The sequence below is a fragment of the Streptomyces diastaticus subsp. diastaticus genome, assembly GCF_011170125.1.
GTDB lineage: Bacteria > Actinomycetota > Actinomycetes > Streptomycetales > Streptomycetaceae > Streptomyces > Streptomyces diastaticus.
Window position 1 is genome coordinate 1,941,108 of the sequence record NZ_BLLN01000005.1, and the last position, 15,950, is coordinate 1,957,057.

The 15,950-nt window shown below is 71.5% G+C and carries 15 protein-coding genes; 5 read left to right on the top strand and 10 right to left on the bottom strand.

The genetic code is table 11. The annotated features are described in order from the left end of the window. Positions 1-174: 174 nt before the first annotated feature. Complete coding sequence (locus Sdia_RS25745) at positions 175-1,023, bottom strand: 3-hydroxyacyl-CoA dehydrogenase family protein (protein ID WP_100454926.1); 849 nt, start codon at positions 1,021-1,023, stop codon at positions 175-177. A gap of 178 nt (positions 1,024-1,201) precedes the next feature. Here Sdia_RS25745 and Sdia_RS25750 point away from each other — a divergent pair, with 178 nt between their 5' ends. Further along, a complete protein-coding gene (locus Sdia_RS25750; protein WP_095711964.1) occupies positions 1,202-1,774 on the top strand; it encodes a cob(I)yrinic acid a,c-diamide adenosyltransferase in 573 nt (190 codons plus the stop codon). A 54-nt stretch (positions 1,775-1,828) separates the two neighbouring features. On the opposite strand, the gene Sdia_RS25755 is transcribed toward Sdia_RS25750, so the two are convergent. Then, complete coding sequence (locus Sdia_RS25755) at positions 1,829-2,569, bottom strand: hypothetical protein (protein ID WP_229830082.1); 741 nt, start codon at positions 2,567-2,569, stop codon at positions 1,829-1,831. A gap of 196 nt (positions 2,570-2,765) precedes the next feature. Here Sdia_RS25755 and Sdia_RS25760 point away from each other — a divergent pair, with 196 nt between their 5' ends. From Sdia_RS25760 to Sdia_RS25775, 4 genes are all read left to right on the top strand, one after another. Continuing rightward, entirely contained in the window at positions 2,766-4,019 is a 1,254-nt protein-coding gene (locus tag Sdia_RS25760) for a sensor histidine kinase (protein ID WP_115068054.1), read from the top strand. 6 nt (positions 4,020-4,025) lie between these two features. Further along, positions 4,026-4,673: a response regulator gene (locus Sdia_RS25765; RefSeq protein ID WP_100454920.1), complete on the top strand. Its 648-nt coding sequence runs from the start codon at positions 4,026-4,028 to the stop codon at positions 4,671-4,673. 198 nt (positions 4,674-4,871) lie between these two features. Beyond that, positions 4,872-6,740, top strand: coding sequence for a glycosyl hydrolase family 18 protein (locus tag Sdia_RS25770; protein ID WP_189499769.1), 1,869 nt, complete (start codon positions 4,872-4,874; stop codon positions 6,738-6,740). Positions 6,741-7,013: 273 nt separating this feature from the next. Next, positions 7,014-8,900: a glycoside hydrolase family 18 chitinase gene (locus Sdia_RS25775; protein WP_189499770.1), complete on the top strand. Its 1,887-nt coding sequence runs from the start codon at positions 7,014-7,016 to the stop codon at positions 8,898-8,900. 195 nt (positions 8,901-9,095) lie between these two features. On the opposite strand, the gene Sdia_RS25780 is transcribed toward Sdia_RS25775, so the two are convergent. The 8 genes from Sdia_RS25780 to atpE all read right to left on the bottom strand — a co-directional run bounded on the left by Sdia_RS25780 (position 9,096) and on the right by atpE (position 15,945). Beyond that, on the bottom strand, positions 9,096-9,542 hold the full coding sequence (locus Sdia_RS25780; protein WP_100454915.1) for a DUF2550 domain-containing protein: 447 nt from the start codon (positions 9,540-9,542) through the stop codon (positions 9,096-9,098). Positions 9,543-9,668: 126 nt separating this feature from the next. Continuing rightward, positions 9,669-10,043, bottom strand: a complete 375-nt coding sequence (locus tag Sdia_RS25785; RefSeq protein WP_100454913.1) for a F0F1 ATP synthase subunit epsilon — start codon at positions 10,041-10,043, stop codon at positions 9,669-9,671. Positions 10,044-10,196: 153 nt separating this feature from the next. Next, positions 10,197-11,639, bottom strand: coding sequence for a F0F1 ATP synthase subunit beta (atpD, locus tag Sdia_RS25790; protein ID WP_100454911.1), 1,443 nt, complete (start codon positions 11,637-11,639; stop codon positions 10,197-10,199). Continuing rightward, on the bottom strand, positions 11,639-12,556 hold the full coding sequence (locus Sdia_RS25795) for a F0F1 ATP synthase subunit gamma (protein WP_100454908.1): 918 nt from the start codon (positions 12,554-12,556) through the stop codon (positions 11,639-11,641). The genes atpD and Sdia_RS25795 overlap by 1 nt, the downstream gene beginning before the upstream one ends. A 20-nt stretch (positions 12,557-12,576) precedes the next feature. Next, positions 12,577-14,169, bottom strand: a complete 1,593-nt coding sequence (gene atpA / locus Sdia_RS25800) for a F0F1 ATP synthase subunit alpha (protein ID WP_189499771.1) — start codon at positions 14,167-14,169, stop codon at positions 12,577-12,579. A 136-nt stretch (positions 14,170-14,305) separates the two neighbouring features. Further along, positions 14,306-15,121 (bottom strand): F0F1 ATP synthase subunit delta, encoded by an 816-nt coding sequence (locus tag Sdia_RS25805; RefSeq protein WP_100454903.1) that lies wholly within the window; start codon positions 15,119-15,121, stop codon positions 14,306-14,308. After that, positions 15,118-15,663 (bottom strand): F0F1 ATP synthase subunit B, encoded by a 546-nt coding sequence (locus Sdia_RS25810; protein WP_100454901.1) that lies wholly within the window; start codon positions 15,661-15,663, stop codon positions 15,118-15,120. The genes Sdia_RS25805 and Sdia_RS25810 overlap by 4 nt, the downstream gene beginning before the upstream one ends. Before the next feature lie 45 nt (positions 15,664-15,708). Next, positions 15,709-15,945 (bottom strand): ATP synthase F0 subunit C, encoded by a 237-nt coding sequence (gene atpE, locus Sdia_RS25815; protein ID WP_003950878.1) that lies wholly within the window; start codon positions 15,943-15,945, stop codon positions 15,709-15,711. Positions 15,946-15,950: the final 5 nt, after the last annotated feature.

The window sequence follows — 15,950 nt, forward strand, 5'->3', positions numbered from 1 at the left end:
ATACCGAATTCACCCGTGGGGGTGAGGGCGGTGCGCCGCCGTGGCCGGTCCGGCGGAACCCAGGTGCGAGGGTGCCCCGTCCGTGCGGTGGCGGGCATCGCCCTGGGTGGGCGCGGGGGCGCTCCCGCGGCGGTGCGGGCGGGCCCGCGCCGCCGAGGCGCGGGCCCGGCGGAGTCAGTACGAGTAGAAGCCCTCGCCGCTCTTGCGGCCGAGGTCACCGGCGTCGACCATGCGGCGCATCAGCTCCGGCGGCGCGAACTTCTCGTCCTGGGACTCCGTGTAGATGTTCTGGGTGGCGTGCAGCAGGATGTCGACGCCGGTCAGGTCCGCGGTGGTGAGCGGTCCCATGGCGTGGCCGAAGCCCAGCTTGCAGGCGATGTCGATGTCCTCGGCGGTGGCGACGCCCGACTCGTAGAGCTTGGCGGCCTCGACGACCAGGGCGGAGATCAGCCGGGTGGTGACGAAGCCGGCCACGTCGCGGTTGACGACGATGCAGGTCTTGCCGGTGGACTCGGCGAACTCCCGGGCCCTGGCGAGGGTTTCGTCGCTGGTCTTGTAGCCGCGGACCAGTTCGCAGAGCTGCATCATCGGCACCGGCGAGAAGAAGTGCGTACCGACGACGCGCTCCGGCCGCTCGGTGACGGCGGCGATCTTGGTGATCGGGATGGCGGAGGTGTTCGAGGCGAGCACCGCGTCCTCGCGGACCAGCTTGTCGAGGGCGCGGAAGATCTCGTGCTTGACGTCGAGTTGTTCGAAGACCGCCTCGACCACGATGTCGGCGTCGGCGGCGCCTTCGAGGTCGGTGGTGGTGGTGATCCGGCCGAGCGCGGCCTCGGCGTCCTCAGCGGAGAGCTTGCCCTTGGCGACGAACCGGTCGAAGGAGGACTTGATGCCGTCCGTCCCCCGGGTCAGGGCAGCGTCGGTGACGTCGCGCAGGACGACCTCCCAGCCCGCCTGGGCGGAGACCTGAGCGATTCCCGAACCCATGAGTCCGGCTCCGATGACGGCGAGCTTGCGTGCCACGACATCCCCTAACGCACTGTTTGCCTCTGTCTCTTCGGCGGAGAGTAGCGGTCCGGGGCCGCCCGTGGGGCGGTTGGTAACGCGCATCACGTCTCAAGGGGCGGACATCACACGGGCGGGGGACGGACCGGGCACGGCGTGCCGCCCGCCGGCGGGACGGCGTCATTACGCTGGCCGCATGGTCAATCTGACACGCATCTACACGCGCACCGGGGACAAGGGCACCACCGCCCTCGGCGACATGAGCCGCACCGCCAAGACCGATCCGCGCATCGCCGCCTACGCCGACGCCAACGAGGCCAACGCCGCCATCGGCACGGCCCTGGCCCTCGGCGATCTGCCCGAGGACATCGCCAAGGTCCTGCTGCGGGTCCAGAACGACCTGTTCGACGTGGGCGCGGACCTCTCCACGCCGGTGGTCGAGGACCCGGAGTACCCGCCGCTGCGGGTGGAGCAGTCGTACATCGACAAGCTGGAGGCCGACTGCGACACCTACCTCGAACAGGTCGAGAAGCTGCGGTCGTTCATCCTGCCGGGCGGCACTCCGGGCGCGGCCCTGCTCCACCAGGCGTGCACCGTGGTGCGGCGCGCCGAGCGCTCGACGTGGGCGGCGGCCGAGGTCTTCGGCGACACGATGAACCCGCTCGCCGCCACCTACCTCAACCGCCTCTCCGACCTCCTCTTCATCCTGGCCCGGGTGGCCAACAAGGAGGTCGGCGACGTGCTGTGGGTGCCGGGCGGGGAGCGCTGAGGGGGCGCCAGGTCCGAGCCGGGAGCGGGGCCTTTGGCCGGCTGGGGGCCGTCTTCACGTCCCGTGCGGTGTCCGCGGTGGCCGGCGACTGCTCCCGGCGTGCCGGAGGAAGGTCGTCGTGGCGGAGCTGCTCGGGCCTTCGGCCGGTGCGGCGAGAGTGCGTTCCGGGCGCCGTGCGGGACGTGCGGCCACCACCTGCCGGCCGGCGTCCTCGGCGTCCGCCGGGGCGGCGGGCCCCTGCACCCCGCCCCCGTCGGCCCCGCGCTTCGGCTTCTTCGGCCACAGCACGTACGACAGCGCGATCAGCCCGTGGATGAGGACCACTCGCCCGGCCACCGCCTGCCAGGAGGTGAGGGAGGCGGTGCGTCCGGGGTCGCCGACGTACCAGACGCCGGCCTGGAGCAGGGCGGCGGCGACGGCGGCGCCGGCCACGGTGCGCAGCCAGAGCCTCACCTCGTGGCGGGCGCGGGCAGCGCCGAAGCGGGGCGGCTTGACGGGCGGCGGGCCGCCGCCGAGGCGGTGGCGGGCGTGGCCGTCGAGCCAGCGGACGGTGTAGTGGCCGAAGGCGAGGGTGTAGCCGATGTAGAGCGCCGCCAGGCCGTGCTTCCAGTCGGGGGCCGCGCCCGCGCGCAGGTCGAGCACGGTGACGACGAGGAGGACGACCTCCAGCAGCGGTTCGCAGAGCAGCACGGCGGCGCCGGTGCGGGGCATCTTCGCCAGGTAGCGCAGGCCGAGTCCGGCGGCGAGGAGGACCCAGAAGCCCACCTCGCACAGGACGATGAGCGTGACGATCACGGTGGGCTCCCTGGGGCTTCGGCGGGCGGGCCGGACGGCGGAGCGGCCCGTTCTGCCCTTCCATCCTCGGGCGCGGGCGGAGGCGGGGCGTCGTCGCGGCAGACGATCCGGGCCTGCGCCTTTCGATGTAGCGGCGGGCGCCGGAAGGGCCCGGCGGGTCCGCGCGGACGGCCCGGGCGCCGTGTTGGATGGGTACATGGTCCCGCTGCCGCCCCGCCCGCACCGCGACGACGTGCTGATCGCGCTCGCCGGTCTGCTCGGCGGGCTGCTCCTGTGGGCGCTCGGCCTGCACACCCGGATCGCGGCGCCCACCCTCCCGGCCGGCAACGACGCCGCCTGGTCGCTGCTGCCGCTGGCGGCGACGGCCGGCGCGGAGCTGCTGCGCCGGACGTGGACGGGGTGGGCGCTGGCGGTGGGCACGGTCGCGCTGGTCGCCGACCAGTTCACGGTGGGCTCGCTGGCGACCGTGATCATGTACACGGACCTGGTCTACGCGGCGGTGCTCTACGGCCCGCCCGCCCGCGCCCGGCGGCTGCCCGCCGCGACCGGCCTGGTCACGGTGGCGGTGACGCTGGCCGTGCTGGCCTGGTTCCGGCAGCCGCAGGCACTGCTGGTCGGCGTGGTGGTCGGCGTGGTGTCCTTCGGCCCGGCGACCACCGGGGCGATGCTGCGCAACCACCGGGAGGCGGCGGCCGCGGCCCGGCTCCGCGCCGAGCAGACGGCGCTGCTGGCCGAGATGGACCGGGTGCAGGCGGTCACCGACGAACGGGCCCGGATGGCGAGGGAGTTGCACGACCTGGTGGCGGGCCACCTCTCGGCCATCGCGATCCACTCCACGGCGGCGCTCTCCCTGGACGACGAGGCCACCACCCGGCGGGCGCTCGGGGTGATCCGCGAGAACAGCGTCGACGGCCTGGCCGAGATGCGGCGGCTGATCGAGGTGCTGCGCGCCGAGGGCGATCCGGACGCCCCCTCGGTGCCGCCCACCCTGGACGGGCTGGGCACCCTGGTGGAACAGGCCCGCGCCAACGGCCTGGACGTACGGCGCTTCACCCCTCCCCCGGCCGGCCCGCCGCTGCCGGCGCCGGTCGGGCTCGCCGCGTACCGGATCGTGCAGGAGTCGCTGACCAACGCGCTCAAGCACGGCGCCCCCGGACCGGTCGACGCCGTGCTGGACCGGTCGGAGGGGACGTTGACGGTACGGGTCCGCTCGCCGCTCGGAAGGGACGCCGGGCCGCGGGCACCGGGGTCGGGGGCGGGGCTGGTGGGGATGCGGGAGCGGGCGGAGTTGCTGGGCGGCGGCTTCTCGGCGGGGCCGGTGGGCGAGGCGGGGCCGGGTGGCGGGCGCCGGTGGGAGGTCAGGGCGGTGCTGCCGCTGGGCGAGGGGCACGGCCGCTTCCCGGGGGCGGGCTCCGGCCCGGGGGACATCGACGACGAGCGGGAGGGGTGAGGCGCGGTGGTGATCCGCGTGGTGGTGGCGGAGGACCAGTCGGCGGTGCGGGCCGGGCTGGTGCTGATCCTGGGCAGCGCGCCGGACATCGAGGTGGCCGGTGAGGCGGCCGACGGCGAGGAGGCGGTGCGGCTCGCCGAGGAGCTGCGCCCGGACGTGGTCCTGATGGACGTGCAGATGCCGCGGCTGGACGGGGTGTCGGCGACGCGGCGGGTGGTGGCGGGCGGCTGGGCCGACGTGCTGGTGCTGACCACCTTCGACCTGGACGAGTACGTCTTCGGCGCGCTGCGGGCGGGTGCTTCCGGTTTCCTGCTGAAGGACACCGACGCCCCGGCGCTGCTGGCGGGGGTGCGCACGGTCGCCGCGGGCGAGGGCATGATCGCTCCGGCGGTGACGCGGCGGCTGATCGCCGCCTTCGCCGCCGGCCGCGCACCGCGCCCCGCGGGGGCCGAGCCGCCGGAGCTGGCCGCCCTCACCCGGCGCGAGCGCGAGGTGCTCGGCTGCCTGGGCGAGGGGCTGTCCAACGCGCAGATCGCCGCGCGGCTCAAGATGGCGGAGGCGACGGCCAAGACCCACGTGAGCCGGGTCCTGGGCAAGCTGGAACTGCGCAGCCGCGCCCAGGCGGCCCTGCTGGCCAAGGAGTTGGGCCTGTGACCAGAGGCGGGTCCGGCACGCGACCGACACCCCGCCCCCTCGGCGGAGACACAACCCCCGCTTGATCCACACCTCTTGACCACTGGTCCAGACCTTTCTACTCTCGCCCCACTGCGGGTGGGCACATCAGGCCATCGGTGCTCACGGATGTCGCAGCTCCCCACCTCCGTATGCCCGGACCTCCTTGAGGAGTACGCCTTGAGATCGGCCCACCCCGCGAACGACGGCTCCAGCAGCCGCCGCAGACCCCTCCGGCGGCTGAGCAGACGCGGCCTCGCCGCCCTCACCGGCCTGGCGATCCCCTTCGCCGGCCTGGTCGGCCTCGCCGCCCCCAGCCAGGCGGCCGACGCGCCGAGCGCCTCGTACACCAGGACGCAGGACTGGGGCACGGGCTTCCAGGCCCGGTGGACGGTGCAGAACACCGGTGACGCCCCGATCAGCGACTGGACGCTGGAGTGGGAGTTCCCCTCCGGCACCGAGGTGACCCTGCCCTGGGAGGCGGAGGTCAGCAACGACGGGAACCACTGGACCGCCAGGAGCCGCCCGTGGAACGGCGCCCTCGCCCCGGGCGCCTCCACCACCTTCGGATTCAACGGCACCGGCGACGGCGCCCCGACCGGCTGCAAGCTCAACGGCGTCCCCTGCGAGGCTGCCGAGCAGCCGGAGGACACCCCGCCCACCGCGCCGGGCACCCCGGCCGTCGGCAAGGTCACCAGGAACGCGGCCACGATCTCCTGGGAGGCGGCCACCGACGACCGGGGGATAAGGAACTACGAGGTGCTGCGCAACGGCAGCAAGGTCGCCACCGTGACCGGCCGCACCTTCACCGACCACGGCCTGGCGCCCGGCACCGACTACTCGTACACCGTCCGGGCCCGCGACACCGCGAAGCAGACCGGCCCCTTCGGCGGCGCCGCCAAGGTGCGCACCAAGGGGAAGGCGGCCCCCGCTCCGAAGTCGCCGATCACCCTCGGCTACTTCACCGAGTGGGGCATCTACGACAAGGACTACCAGGTCAGGGACTTGGTGACGTCCGGCTCCGCCGAGAAGATCACCCACATCAACTACGCCTTCGGGGACGTCCAGGACGGCAAGTGCGTCGCCGGCGACACCGAGGCGGCCTACGGCAAGGTGTTCACCGCCGAGGAGGCCGTGGACGGCGTCGCCGACCGCGCGGACCAGCCGCTGCACGGCAACTTCAACCAGCTCCGCAAGCTCAAGGCCGAGTTCCCGCACATCAAGGTGTTGTGGTCGTTCGGCGGCTGGAGCTGGTCCGGCGGCTTCGGCGAGGCCGTCAAGGACCCCGCGGCCTTCGCCGCGTCCTGCCACGACCTGGTGGAGGACCCGCGCTGGGCCGACGTCTTCGACGGCATCGACCTCGACTGGGAGTACCCGGGCGCCTGCGGACTGACCTGCGACGACTCCCCGCACGAGGCGCTGGCCGACATGATGCGGGCGATGCGTGCCGCGTTCGGCACCGACCTGCTGGCGGCGGCCATCGCGGCCGACGCCTCCGAGGGCGGCAAGCTCGACCGGGCCGACTACGCGGGCGCCGCCCAGTACGTCGACTGGTACAACGTGATGACCTACGACTACTTCGGCGCCTGGGCGGCCGAGGGGCCGACCGCGCCCCACTCGGCGCTCACCCCCTACCCCGGCATCCCGGGCGAGCGGAACACCTCCTCCGCCACCATCGCCAAGCTGCGGGCCGACGGCGTCCCGGCCGAGAAGCTGCTGCTCGGCATCGGCGCGTACGGCCGCGGCTGGACCGGCGTCACCCAGGACGCCCCGGGCGGCACCGCCACCGGCCCCGCCGCCGGCACCTACGAGGCGGGCAACGAGGACTACCGGGTGCTGGCCGAGAAGTGCCCGGCCACCGGCACCGTCGGCGGCACGGCGTACGCCAGGTGCGGCGAGGACTGGTGGAGTTACGACACCCCCGAGACGGTGGCCGGCAAGATGGCCTGGGCGCGGGAGCAGCGGCTGGGCGGCGCCTTCCTCTGGGAGTTCAGCGGCGACGGCGCCAAGGGCGACCTGTTCGCCGCCATGTACGAGGGACTGCGCTGACCACACGGGCGTACGCCCGGGACTGACCCTCTTTCACGGCCGTCCGCCGCGGCACCGGACCTCCGGTCGCCGCGGCGGGCGGCCGTGGCCGCGCGCGCCCCGTTCCGCGCGCCAGGCCGCTTCCGGCCGAACTTTCCTCTGGTCCAGACCTCTTGACCTCTGGTCCAGACCTTTCTACTCTCGCCCCACTGCGGTGGGCACACCAGGTCGTCGGTGCTCACGGGCGTCGCAGGGTTCCACCCCCATACGTCCGAACCTCTTGAGGAGTACGCCTTGAGTACGGTTTCCCCCAGCACCGACGGCTCCCGCAGCCGTCCCAGAGCCCTCCACCGCTTCCTCAGACGCGCGCTCGCCGTGCTCGTCGGCCTCGCGGTGCCGTTCACCGGCATGGTCGGCCTCGCTGCCCCCACCCAGGCCGCCGAGGCCGCCGCCGACCCCAGCGCCTCCTACACCAGGACGCAGGACTGGGGCAGCGGCTTCGAGGGGAAGTGGACGGTGAAGAACACCGGCACGGCCCCGCTGAACGGATGGACCCTGGAGTGGGACTTCCCCGCCGGCACCAAGGTGACCTCGGCCTGGGACGCCGACGTCACCAACAACGGTGACCACTGGACCGCCAAGAACAAGAGCTGGGCGGGGAGCCTCGCCCCCGGCGCCTCGGTCAGCTTCGGCTTCAACGGCACCGGCCCCGGCACCCCCTCGGGCTGCAAGCTCAACGGCGCCTCCTGCGACGGCGGCAGCGTCCCCGGCGACACCCCGCCCACCGCGCCCGGCACCCCCACCGCCTCCGACGTCACCGAGAGCTCGGTGAAGCTCTCCTGGAAGGCGGCCACCGACGACAAGGGCGTGAAGAACTACGACGTCCTGCGCGACGGCGCCAAGGTCGCCACCGTCACCGCCACCACCTGGACCGACCAGGGCCTGACCGCCGGCACCGACTACTCCTACTCGGTCCAGGCCCGCGACACCGCCGACCAGACCGGACCGGTCAGCGCCCCCGTCAAGGTCACCACCCGCGGCGAGGGCCCCGGACCGGGCCCCGGCCCCGGTGAGAAGATCAACCTCGGCTACTTCACCGAGTGGGGCGTCTACGGACGCAACTACCACGTCAAGAACCTGGTCACCTCCGGCTCCGCCGAGAAGATCACCCACATCAACTACTCCTTCGGCAACGTCCAGGGGGGCAAGTGCACCATCGGTGACAGCTTCGCCGCCTACGACAAGGCCTACACCGCCGCCGAGTCGGTGGACGGCGTCGCCGACACCTGGGACCAGCCGCTGCGCGGCAACTTCAACCAGCTCCGCAAGCTCAAGGCCAAGTACCCGCACATCAAGGTCCTCTGGTCCTTCGGCGGCTGGACCTGGTCCGGCGGCTTCACCGACGCGGTGAAGAACCCGGCGGCCTTCGCCAAGTCCTGCCACGACCTGGTCGAGGACCCGCGCTGGGCCGACGTCTTCGACGGCATCGACCTCGACTGGGAGTACCCCAACGCCTGCGGGCTGAGCTGCGACAGCTCCGGCCCGGCCGCGCTGACGGACATGGTCCGCGCGATGCGCGCCCAGTTCGGCTCCGACCTGGTCACCGCCGCCATCACCGCCGACGCCAGTTCCGGCGGCAAGCTCGACGCCGCCGACTACGCGGGCGCCGCCCAGTACTTCGACTGGTACAACGTGATGACGTACGACTTCTTCGGTGCCTGGGACAAGACCGGGCCGACCGCGCCGCACTCGGCCCTGACCTCCTACACCGGCATACCCAAGGCCGACTTCACCTCGGCGGCCGCCATCGCCAAGCTCAAGGCGAAGGGCGTCCCGGCGAGCAAACTGCTCCTCGGCATCGGCTTCTACGGCCGCGGCTGGACCGGCGTCACCCAGGACGCCCCGGGCGGCACCGCCACCGGCCCGGCCACCGGCACCTACGAGGCGGGCATCGAGGACTACAAGGTCCTCAAGAACACCTGCCCCGCCACCGGCACCGTCGGGGGCACCTCCTACGCCAAGTGCGGCAGCGACTGGTGGAGCTACGACACCCCCGCCACCGTGAAGACCAAGATGACCTGGGCCAAGGACCAGGGCCTCGGCGGTGCCTTCTTCTGGGAGTTCAGCGGCGACACCGCCAACGGCGAACTGGTCTCCGCGATCGACTCCGGCCTGCGCTGACCGGGAGCCCCGCGGGCCGGCGCCCCGCCTGCTCCCCCGCACCACCTCCCCCGGACGCCGGGGGGACGGGAACGCCCCCCGTCCCCCCGGCTCTTCTCGTACCCGGCGCCTGTCCCCGGGCATGAAAAAAGCCCCTCCCCGCGAGGGAAGGGCCGCCGTGTCGCACCCACCAGGGCCGTCCGGTCAGGGTCCCGCTCAGGCCACGTTGACCCGCTGCCCCGGAGGCGCCGCCTCCAGCCAGGCCAGGAACCCGGTCAGGGCGTCCTCGCTCATCGCCAGCTCCAGGCGTACGCCGCGATGGCGGCAGCCGAGCACGAGCGCGTCGGAGAGGAGCGCCAGCTCCTCCTCGCCCTCGGGAGCACGCCGGTCGACCACCTCGATCGCCGAACGCTCCAGCATCCGTTTGGGACGCGGAGAGTACGAGAAGACCCGGTACCACTCGACGCGGTCCCCGTTGTAGCGGGCCACCCCGTACTGCCAGCCCTTGCCGCTCGAGTCGCCCTTGTCGGGGGCGTCCCAGCGCAGCGAGCAGTCGAACGTGCCGCCCGACCGCTGGATCAGGCGGCGCCGCAGTCCGAAGACCAACAGCCCCAGGGTGACGAGCACGATCACCAGTCCGCAGACAAGCAGAGCGAGGAGCATCGGCACCGACCTCCTCGTCTTCCGTAGCGGAACTCGTTTCTCACCTGCATCGCCTCAGCCGCGGCACGGTCCGGAGACTTCCGGACCGTGCCGCGGCTGAGGCGCGTCGTCGACTTCAGCGCCCGGTCAGCGCGAGGCCACCGCCCGCAGGCGGACGTCGGCACGGCGATGGGCGGCCTCGTCGGCCTCCGCCTTCGCACGCTCCAGCGCCCGCTCCGCACGCTCGACGTCGATCTCGCCGGACAGCTCGGCAATCTCCGCCAGCACCGACAGCTTGTCGTCGGCGAAGGACAGGAAACCACCGTGCACCGCGGCCGCGACGGTCTTGCCGTCGGCGGTGCGGATGGTCACGGGGCCCGATTCCAGCACACCCAGCAGCGGCTGGTGACCGGGCATGATGCCGACGTCGCCGGTGGTCAGACGTGCCACGACCAGGGTGGCCTCGCCGGACCAGACGCTGCGGTCCGCGGCGACCAGCTCGACATGCAGCTCAGCAGCCAAGAGGGGCTCCTCGGGTCACCACCCGGCGGGTCGGCCGGGTGTTGGGACGAATTCTAGTGGGCTCCGGACGGAGGCCGGCGGCCGCCCCGCGAGGGGCGGGCCGCGGCCCTCCGTCCGGTCGGGTCGAGGGGCCGGTCACCCGGCCCGCCGACTTCAGGAGACGCCCAGCTCCTTGGCGTTGGCCTTCAGGTCCTCGATGCCACCGCAGAGGAAGAACGCCTGCTCGGGGAAGTGGTCGTACTCGCCGTCGCAGATCGCGTTGAACGCGGCGATCGACTCGTCGAGCGGCACGTCCGAACCGTCCACGCCGGTGAACTGCTTGGCGACGTGGGTGTTCTGCGAGAGGAAGCGCTCGACACGGCGGGCACGCGTGACGACCAGCTTGTCCTCCTCGCCCAGCTCGTCCATGCCGAGGATGGCGATGATGTCCTGGAGGTCCTTGTACTTCTGGAGGATCCCCTTGACGCGCATCGCGGCCTCGTAGTGGTCCTTCGCGATGTACCGCGGGTCCAGGATGCGGGACGTCGAGTCCAGCGGGTCCACCGCCGGGTAGATGCCCTTCTCCGAGATCGGGCGCGACAGCACGGTCGTCGCGTCCAGGTGGGCGAAGGTGGTGGCCGGGGCCGGGTCGGTCAGGTCGTCCGCGGGGACGTAGATCGCCTGCATCGAGGTGATCGAGTGACCGCGCGTCGAGGTGATGCGCTCCTGGAGGAGGCCCATCTCGTCGGCCAGGTTCGGCTGGTAACCCACGGCGGACGGCATACGGCCGAGCAGCGTGGAGACCTCGGAACCGGCCTGCGTGAAGCGGAAGATGTTGTCGATGAAGAACAGCACGTCCTGCTTCTGGACGTCGCGGAAGTACTCGGCCATGGTGAGGCCGGCCAGCGCGACGCGCAGACGGGTGCCCGGGGGCTCGTCCATCTGGCCGAAGACCAGCGCGGTCTTGTCGATGACGCCGGACTCCGCCATCTCCTCGATGAGGTCGTTGCCCTCACGGGTACGCTCACCGACGCCCGCGAACACCGACACACCGTCGTGGTTGTTGGCGACGCGGTAGATCATTTCCTGGATCAGCACGGTCTTGCCGACACCGGCACCGCCAAACAGACCGATCTTGCCGCCCTTGACGTACGGGGTCAGCAGGTCGATGACCTTGATGCCGGTCTCGAACATCTCGGTCTTCGACTCGAGCTGGTCGAAGTTGGGCGCCTTGCGGTGGATCGCCCAGCGCTCGCCGACGTTGGCGTTCTCCTCGGGCTTGTTCAGCACCTCGCCGAGGGTGTTGAACACCTTGCCCTTGGTGAAGTCGCCGACCGGGACGGTGATGCCCTCGCCCGTGTCGGTCACCGGGGCCTGGCGGACCAGGCCGTCGGTGGGCTGCATCGAGATGGCGCGGACCAGGCCGTCACCCAGGTGCTGGGCGACCTCGAGGGTCAGCGTCTTGAGCGCGCCGTCCTGGGCCGGGTCGGCGACCTCGACGGTCAGCGCGTTGTAGATCTCCGGCATGGCGTCGACGGGGAACTCCACGTCGACGACCGGGCCGATCACCCGGGCGACGCGGCCCGTGGCAACGGCCGTCTCAACAGTGGTGGTCATTACTTGTCACTCCCCGCGTTCGCGTCGGCCAGCGCACTGGAGCCACCGACGATCTCGCTGATTTCCTGGGTGATTTCGGCCTGGCGGGCCGCGTTGGCAAGGCGGGAGAGCGTGTTGATCAGCTCTCCGGCGTTGTCGGTCGCCGACTTCATCGCGCGGCGCGTGGCGGCGTGCTTGGAGGCAGCCGACTGGAGCAGCGCGTTGTAGATACGGCTCTCGACGTAGCGGGGCAGCAGGGCGTCGAGGACGTCCTCCGCCGACGGCTCGAACTCGAAGAGCGGCTTGGCGTCGCCCTTCGTCCCCGACTCCGCGGCGACCTCGTCGAGGGCGAGCGGGAGCAGGCGGTCGTCGATCGGCGTCTGCGTCATCATCGAGACGAACTCGGTGAAGACGATGTGGAGCTCGTCCACACCACCCTCGGCCGTCTCCTTCTCGATGGCCGCGATCAGCGGCGCGGCGACCGCCTTGGCGTCCGCGTAGGAGGGCTCGTCCGTGAAGCCCGTCCACGAGTCCGTCACGGTCCGCTCGCGGAAGGCGTAGTGGGCCATGCCACGGCGGCCGACGATGTACGTGTCGACCTCCTTGCCCTCCTTCTCCAGCCGGTCCGTGAGCAGCTCCGCCGCCTTGATGGCGCTGGAGTTGAACGCGCCGGCCAGACCGCGGTCGCTGGTGAGCAGCAGCACCGCGGCACGGGTCGGCTTCTCCACCTCACTGGTCAGCGGGTGGTCGGCGCTCGCCCCGGCCGACACGGCGGTCACCGCGCGGGTGAGTTCCGTCGCGTACGGCATGGAGGCGGTCACCTTGCGCTGTGCCTTGATGATGCGCGAGGCGGCGATCATCTCCATCGCCCTGGTGATCTTCTTCGTCGCGGTGACGGACCGGATGCGACGCTTGTAGACCCGGAGCTGCGCTCCCATGAGTCAGGTCCCTTCCGTCGTCACTTGGCCGCGGTCGTCGGAGCGTCCTCGCCAAGAAGCGTGCCGTCCGAGGTCTCGAACTGCTTCTTGAACGCGGCGATGGCGTCGCCGACCGCCACGAGGGTGTCGTCCGACATCTTGCCGCCCTCCTTGATGGAGGTCATGAGGCCCTGCTCCTGGCGGTGCAGGTAGTCGAGGAGCTCGCGCTCGAAGCGGCGCACGTCCTCGACCGGCACGTCGTCCATCTTGCCGGTGGTACCGGCCCAGACGGAGACGACCTGGTCCTCGGTGGGCATCGGCTGGTACTGGTCCTGCTTGAGCAGTTCCACCAGACGCTGACCGCGGGCGAGCTGCTGCTTGGACGCGGCGTCCAGGTCCGAGCCGAAGGTCGCGAAGGCCTCCATCTCACGGAACTGGGCGAGGTCCAGACGCAGTCGGCCGGAGACCTGCTTCATCGCCTTGTGCTGGGCGGAACCACCCACGCGGGAGACGGAGATACCGACGTTCAGGGCCGGACGCTGGCCGGCGTTGAACAGGTCGGACTCCAGGAAGCACTGGCCGTCGGTGATGGAGATGACGTTGGTCGGGATGAACGCCGAGACGTCGTTCGCCTTGGTCTCGACGATCGGCAGACCGGTCATCGAGCCCGCGCCCATGTCGTCGGAGAGCTTGGCGCAGCGCTCCAGCAGACGGGAGTGGACGTAGAAGACGTCACCGGGGTACGCCTCGCGGCCCGGCGGGCGGCGCAGCAGCAGGGAGACGGCGCGGTAGGCGTCGGCCTGCTTCGAGAGGTCGTCGAAGATGATGAGGACGTGCTTGCCCTCGTACATCCACTGCTGGCCGATGGCCGAACCGGTGTAGGGCGCCAGGTACTTGAAGCCGGCCGGGTCGGACGCCGGGGCGGCGACGATGGTCGTGTACTCCAGCGCGCCGGCCTCTTCCAGGGCGCCGCGCACGGAGGCGACGGTCGAGCCCTTCTGGCCGATGGCGACGTAGATGCAGCGGACCTGCTTGTTCACGTCGCCCGAGCGCCAGTTGTCGCGCTGGTTGATGATCGTGTCGACGGCCAGCGCGGTCTTGCCGGTCTGCCGGTCACCGATGATCAGCTGGCGCTGACCGCGGCCGATCGGCGTCATGGCGTCGACGGCCTTGTAGCCGGTCTCCATCGGCTCGTGCACCGACTTGCGCTGCATGACCGTCGGGGCCTGCAGCTCGAGGGCGCGGCGACCGGTGGACTCGATCTCGCCGAGGCCGTCGATCGGCTGCCCGAGCGGGTCGACCACGCGGCCGAGGTAACCCTCGCCCACGGGCACGGAGAGGACCTCACCGGTACGGGTGACCGGCTGCCCCTCCTCGACACCGCTGAACTCGCCGAGGACGATGGCACCGATCTCGCGCTCCTCGAGGTTGAGGGCGAGACCGAGGGTGCCGTCCTCGAACTTGAGCAGCTCGTTGGCCATGGCCGAGGGAAGACCCTCGACCTTGGCGATACCGTCGCCGGCGACGGTGACCGTACCGACCTCCTCGCGCGAGGCCGCGTCCGGCTTGTACGCCTGGACAAAGTTCTCCAGCGCGTCCCGGATCTCCTCCGGCCGGATCGTGAGCTCCGCCATCTGGGTTCCCTGCTCTCCTTGTTGGGCCCGAAGTTCTTAGGGGGATCTGGGGGCTCCCCCAGAAACTCTGCATCTCTGCACGGCCCAACTCGGGCCGTTGATCTTGCTTCTGTTCTCTGACCGGGTACGTCCGGCGTCAGCCGGCCATCCGCCGACTCGCCTCGTCGAGACGGTCCGCGATGGAGCCGTTGATGACCTCGTCACCGACGTGGACCTTGATGCCGCCGACGACGGCGGGGTCCACCTCCAGGTTGAGGTGCATCGGGCGGCCGTAGAGCTTGGCCAGGGACGCGCCCAGGCGCTGCTTCTGCGGCTCGCTCAGCGGCACCGCCGAGGTCACCGTGGCGACCATCCGCCCGCGGCGCGCGGCGGCCAGCCGGGACAGGGACTCGAGTCCCTCTTCCAGGCTACGGCCACGCGGCCGGGTGACGAGCCGGGTGATCAGCCGGACCGTGACCTTGTCGGCACGGGTGCCGAGAAGGGAGTCCAGCAGCCCGGCCTTGGCGGCGTCCGAGGCGGCGGTGTCCGTGAGGGCGGCCCGCAGCGCGCTGTTGGAAGAGACGATCCGGGAGAACCGGAACACCTCGTCCTCCACGCTGTCGAGGGCGCCACGGCGCTGGGCCTCGGTGAGGTCGGCGTCGGCGGCCAGCTCCTCCAGGGCGTCCACCAGGTCGCGCGAACGCGACCAGCGGGTGCGCACCATGCCGGCCACCAGGTCGGCGGTGGTACCGCTGACCTGGCCGCCGAGGAGGCGCTCGACGAGCTGGGCCTTGGCCGCGCCCTCCTGCGCCGGGTCGGTGAGAACCCGGCGCAGCGAGACCTCGCGGTGGAGCAGCGCGGTGACGTCGGCCAGCTCGGCGGCGAGCGAGCCGGCGTCGACGGACGGGGTGTCCGTCAGCGCGTCGAGACGCTCACGTGCGGCAGCCAGTGCCTCTCGGCTCGCTCCGTTCATCGCGTGGCCTCGGCCTTCGTCGCGGCGTCGTCCAGTCCGTCGAGGAACCGGTCGATGGTGCGGCTCTGGCGGGCGTGCTCCTCCAGCGACTCACCGACGATCTTGCCGGCGAGCTCGGTGGCGAGCTGGCCCACGTCCTGCCGCAGCGACTGCGCGGCAGCCTTGCGGTCGGCCTCGATCTGCGTGTGACCGGCGGCGATGATCTCCTCGCGCTGGCGCTGGCCTTCCGCGCGCATCTCGGCGATGAGCGTGGCGCCCTGCTCCTGTGCCTCGGAGCGCAGCCGCGCCGCCTCGTGGCGGGCCTCGGCGAGCTGTGCCTTGTACTGCTCCAGCACGCTCTGGGCCTCGACCTGAGCCGCCTCGGCCTCCTCGATGCCACCGACGATCTTGTCGTGGCGCTCGTCCAGGACCTTGTTGATGCTCGGAAGCAGCTTCTTGGCGAAGACGAAGAAGATGATGGCGAAGCAGAGCAGGCCGATGACGACCTCGGGCCAGACCGGGAGCAGAGGGTTCTGCGGTTCCTCGGCAGCCAGGTACATCATGGTGGACCTTTCTGTCTTGATCGGGCTTTAGGACCGAACCGCCACTTAGCTGAGGATGAACGGAACGACGAAGCCGATGAGGGCGAGGGCCTCGACGACGGCGAAGCCGAGCAGCATGTTCTGACGGATCAGGCCGGCGGCCTCGGGCTGGCGGGCCATGGCCTGGACGCCGTTGCCGAAGATGATGCCGACGCCGACGCCGGGGCCGATCGCGGCGAGGCCGTAGCCGATGGTGCCGATGTTGCCGGTGACGGCCGCGAGGGTCTCAAAAGCAGCAGACATGTCCG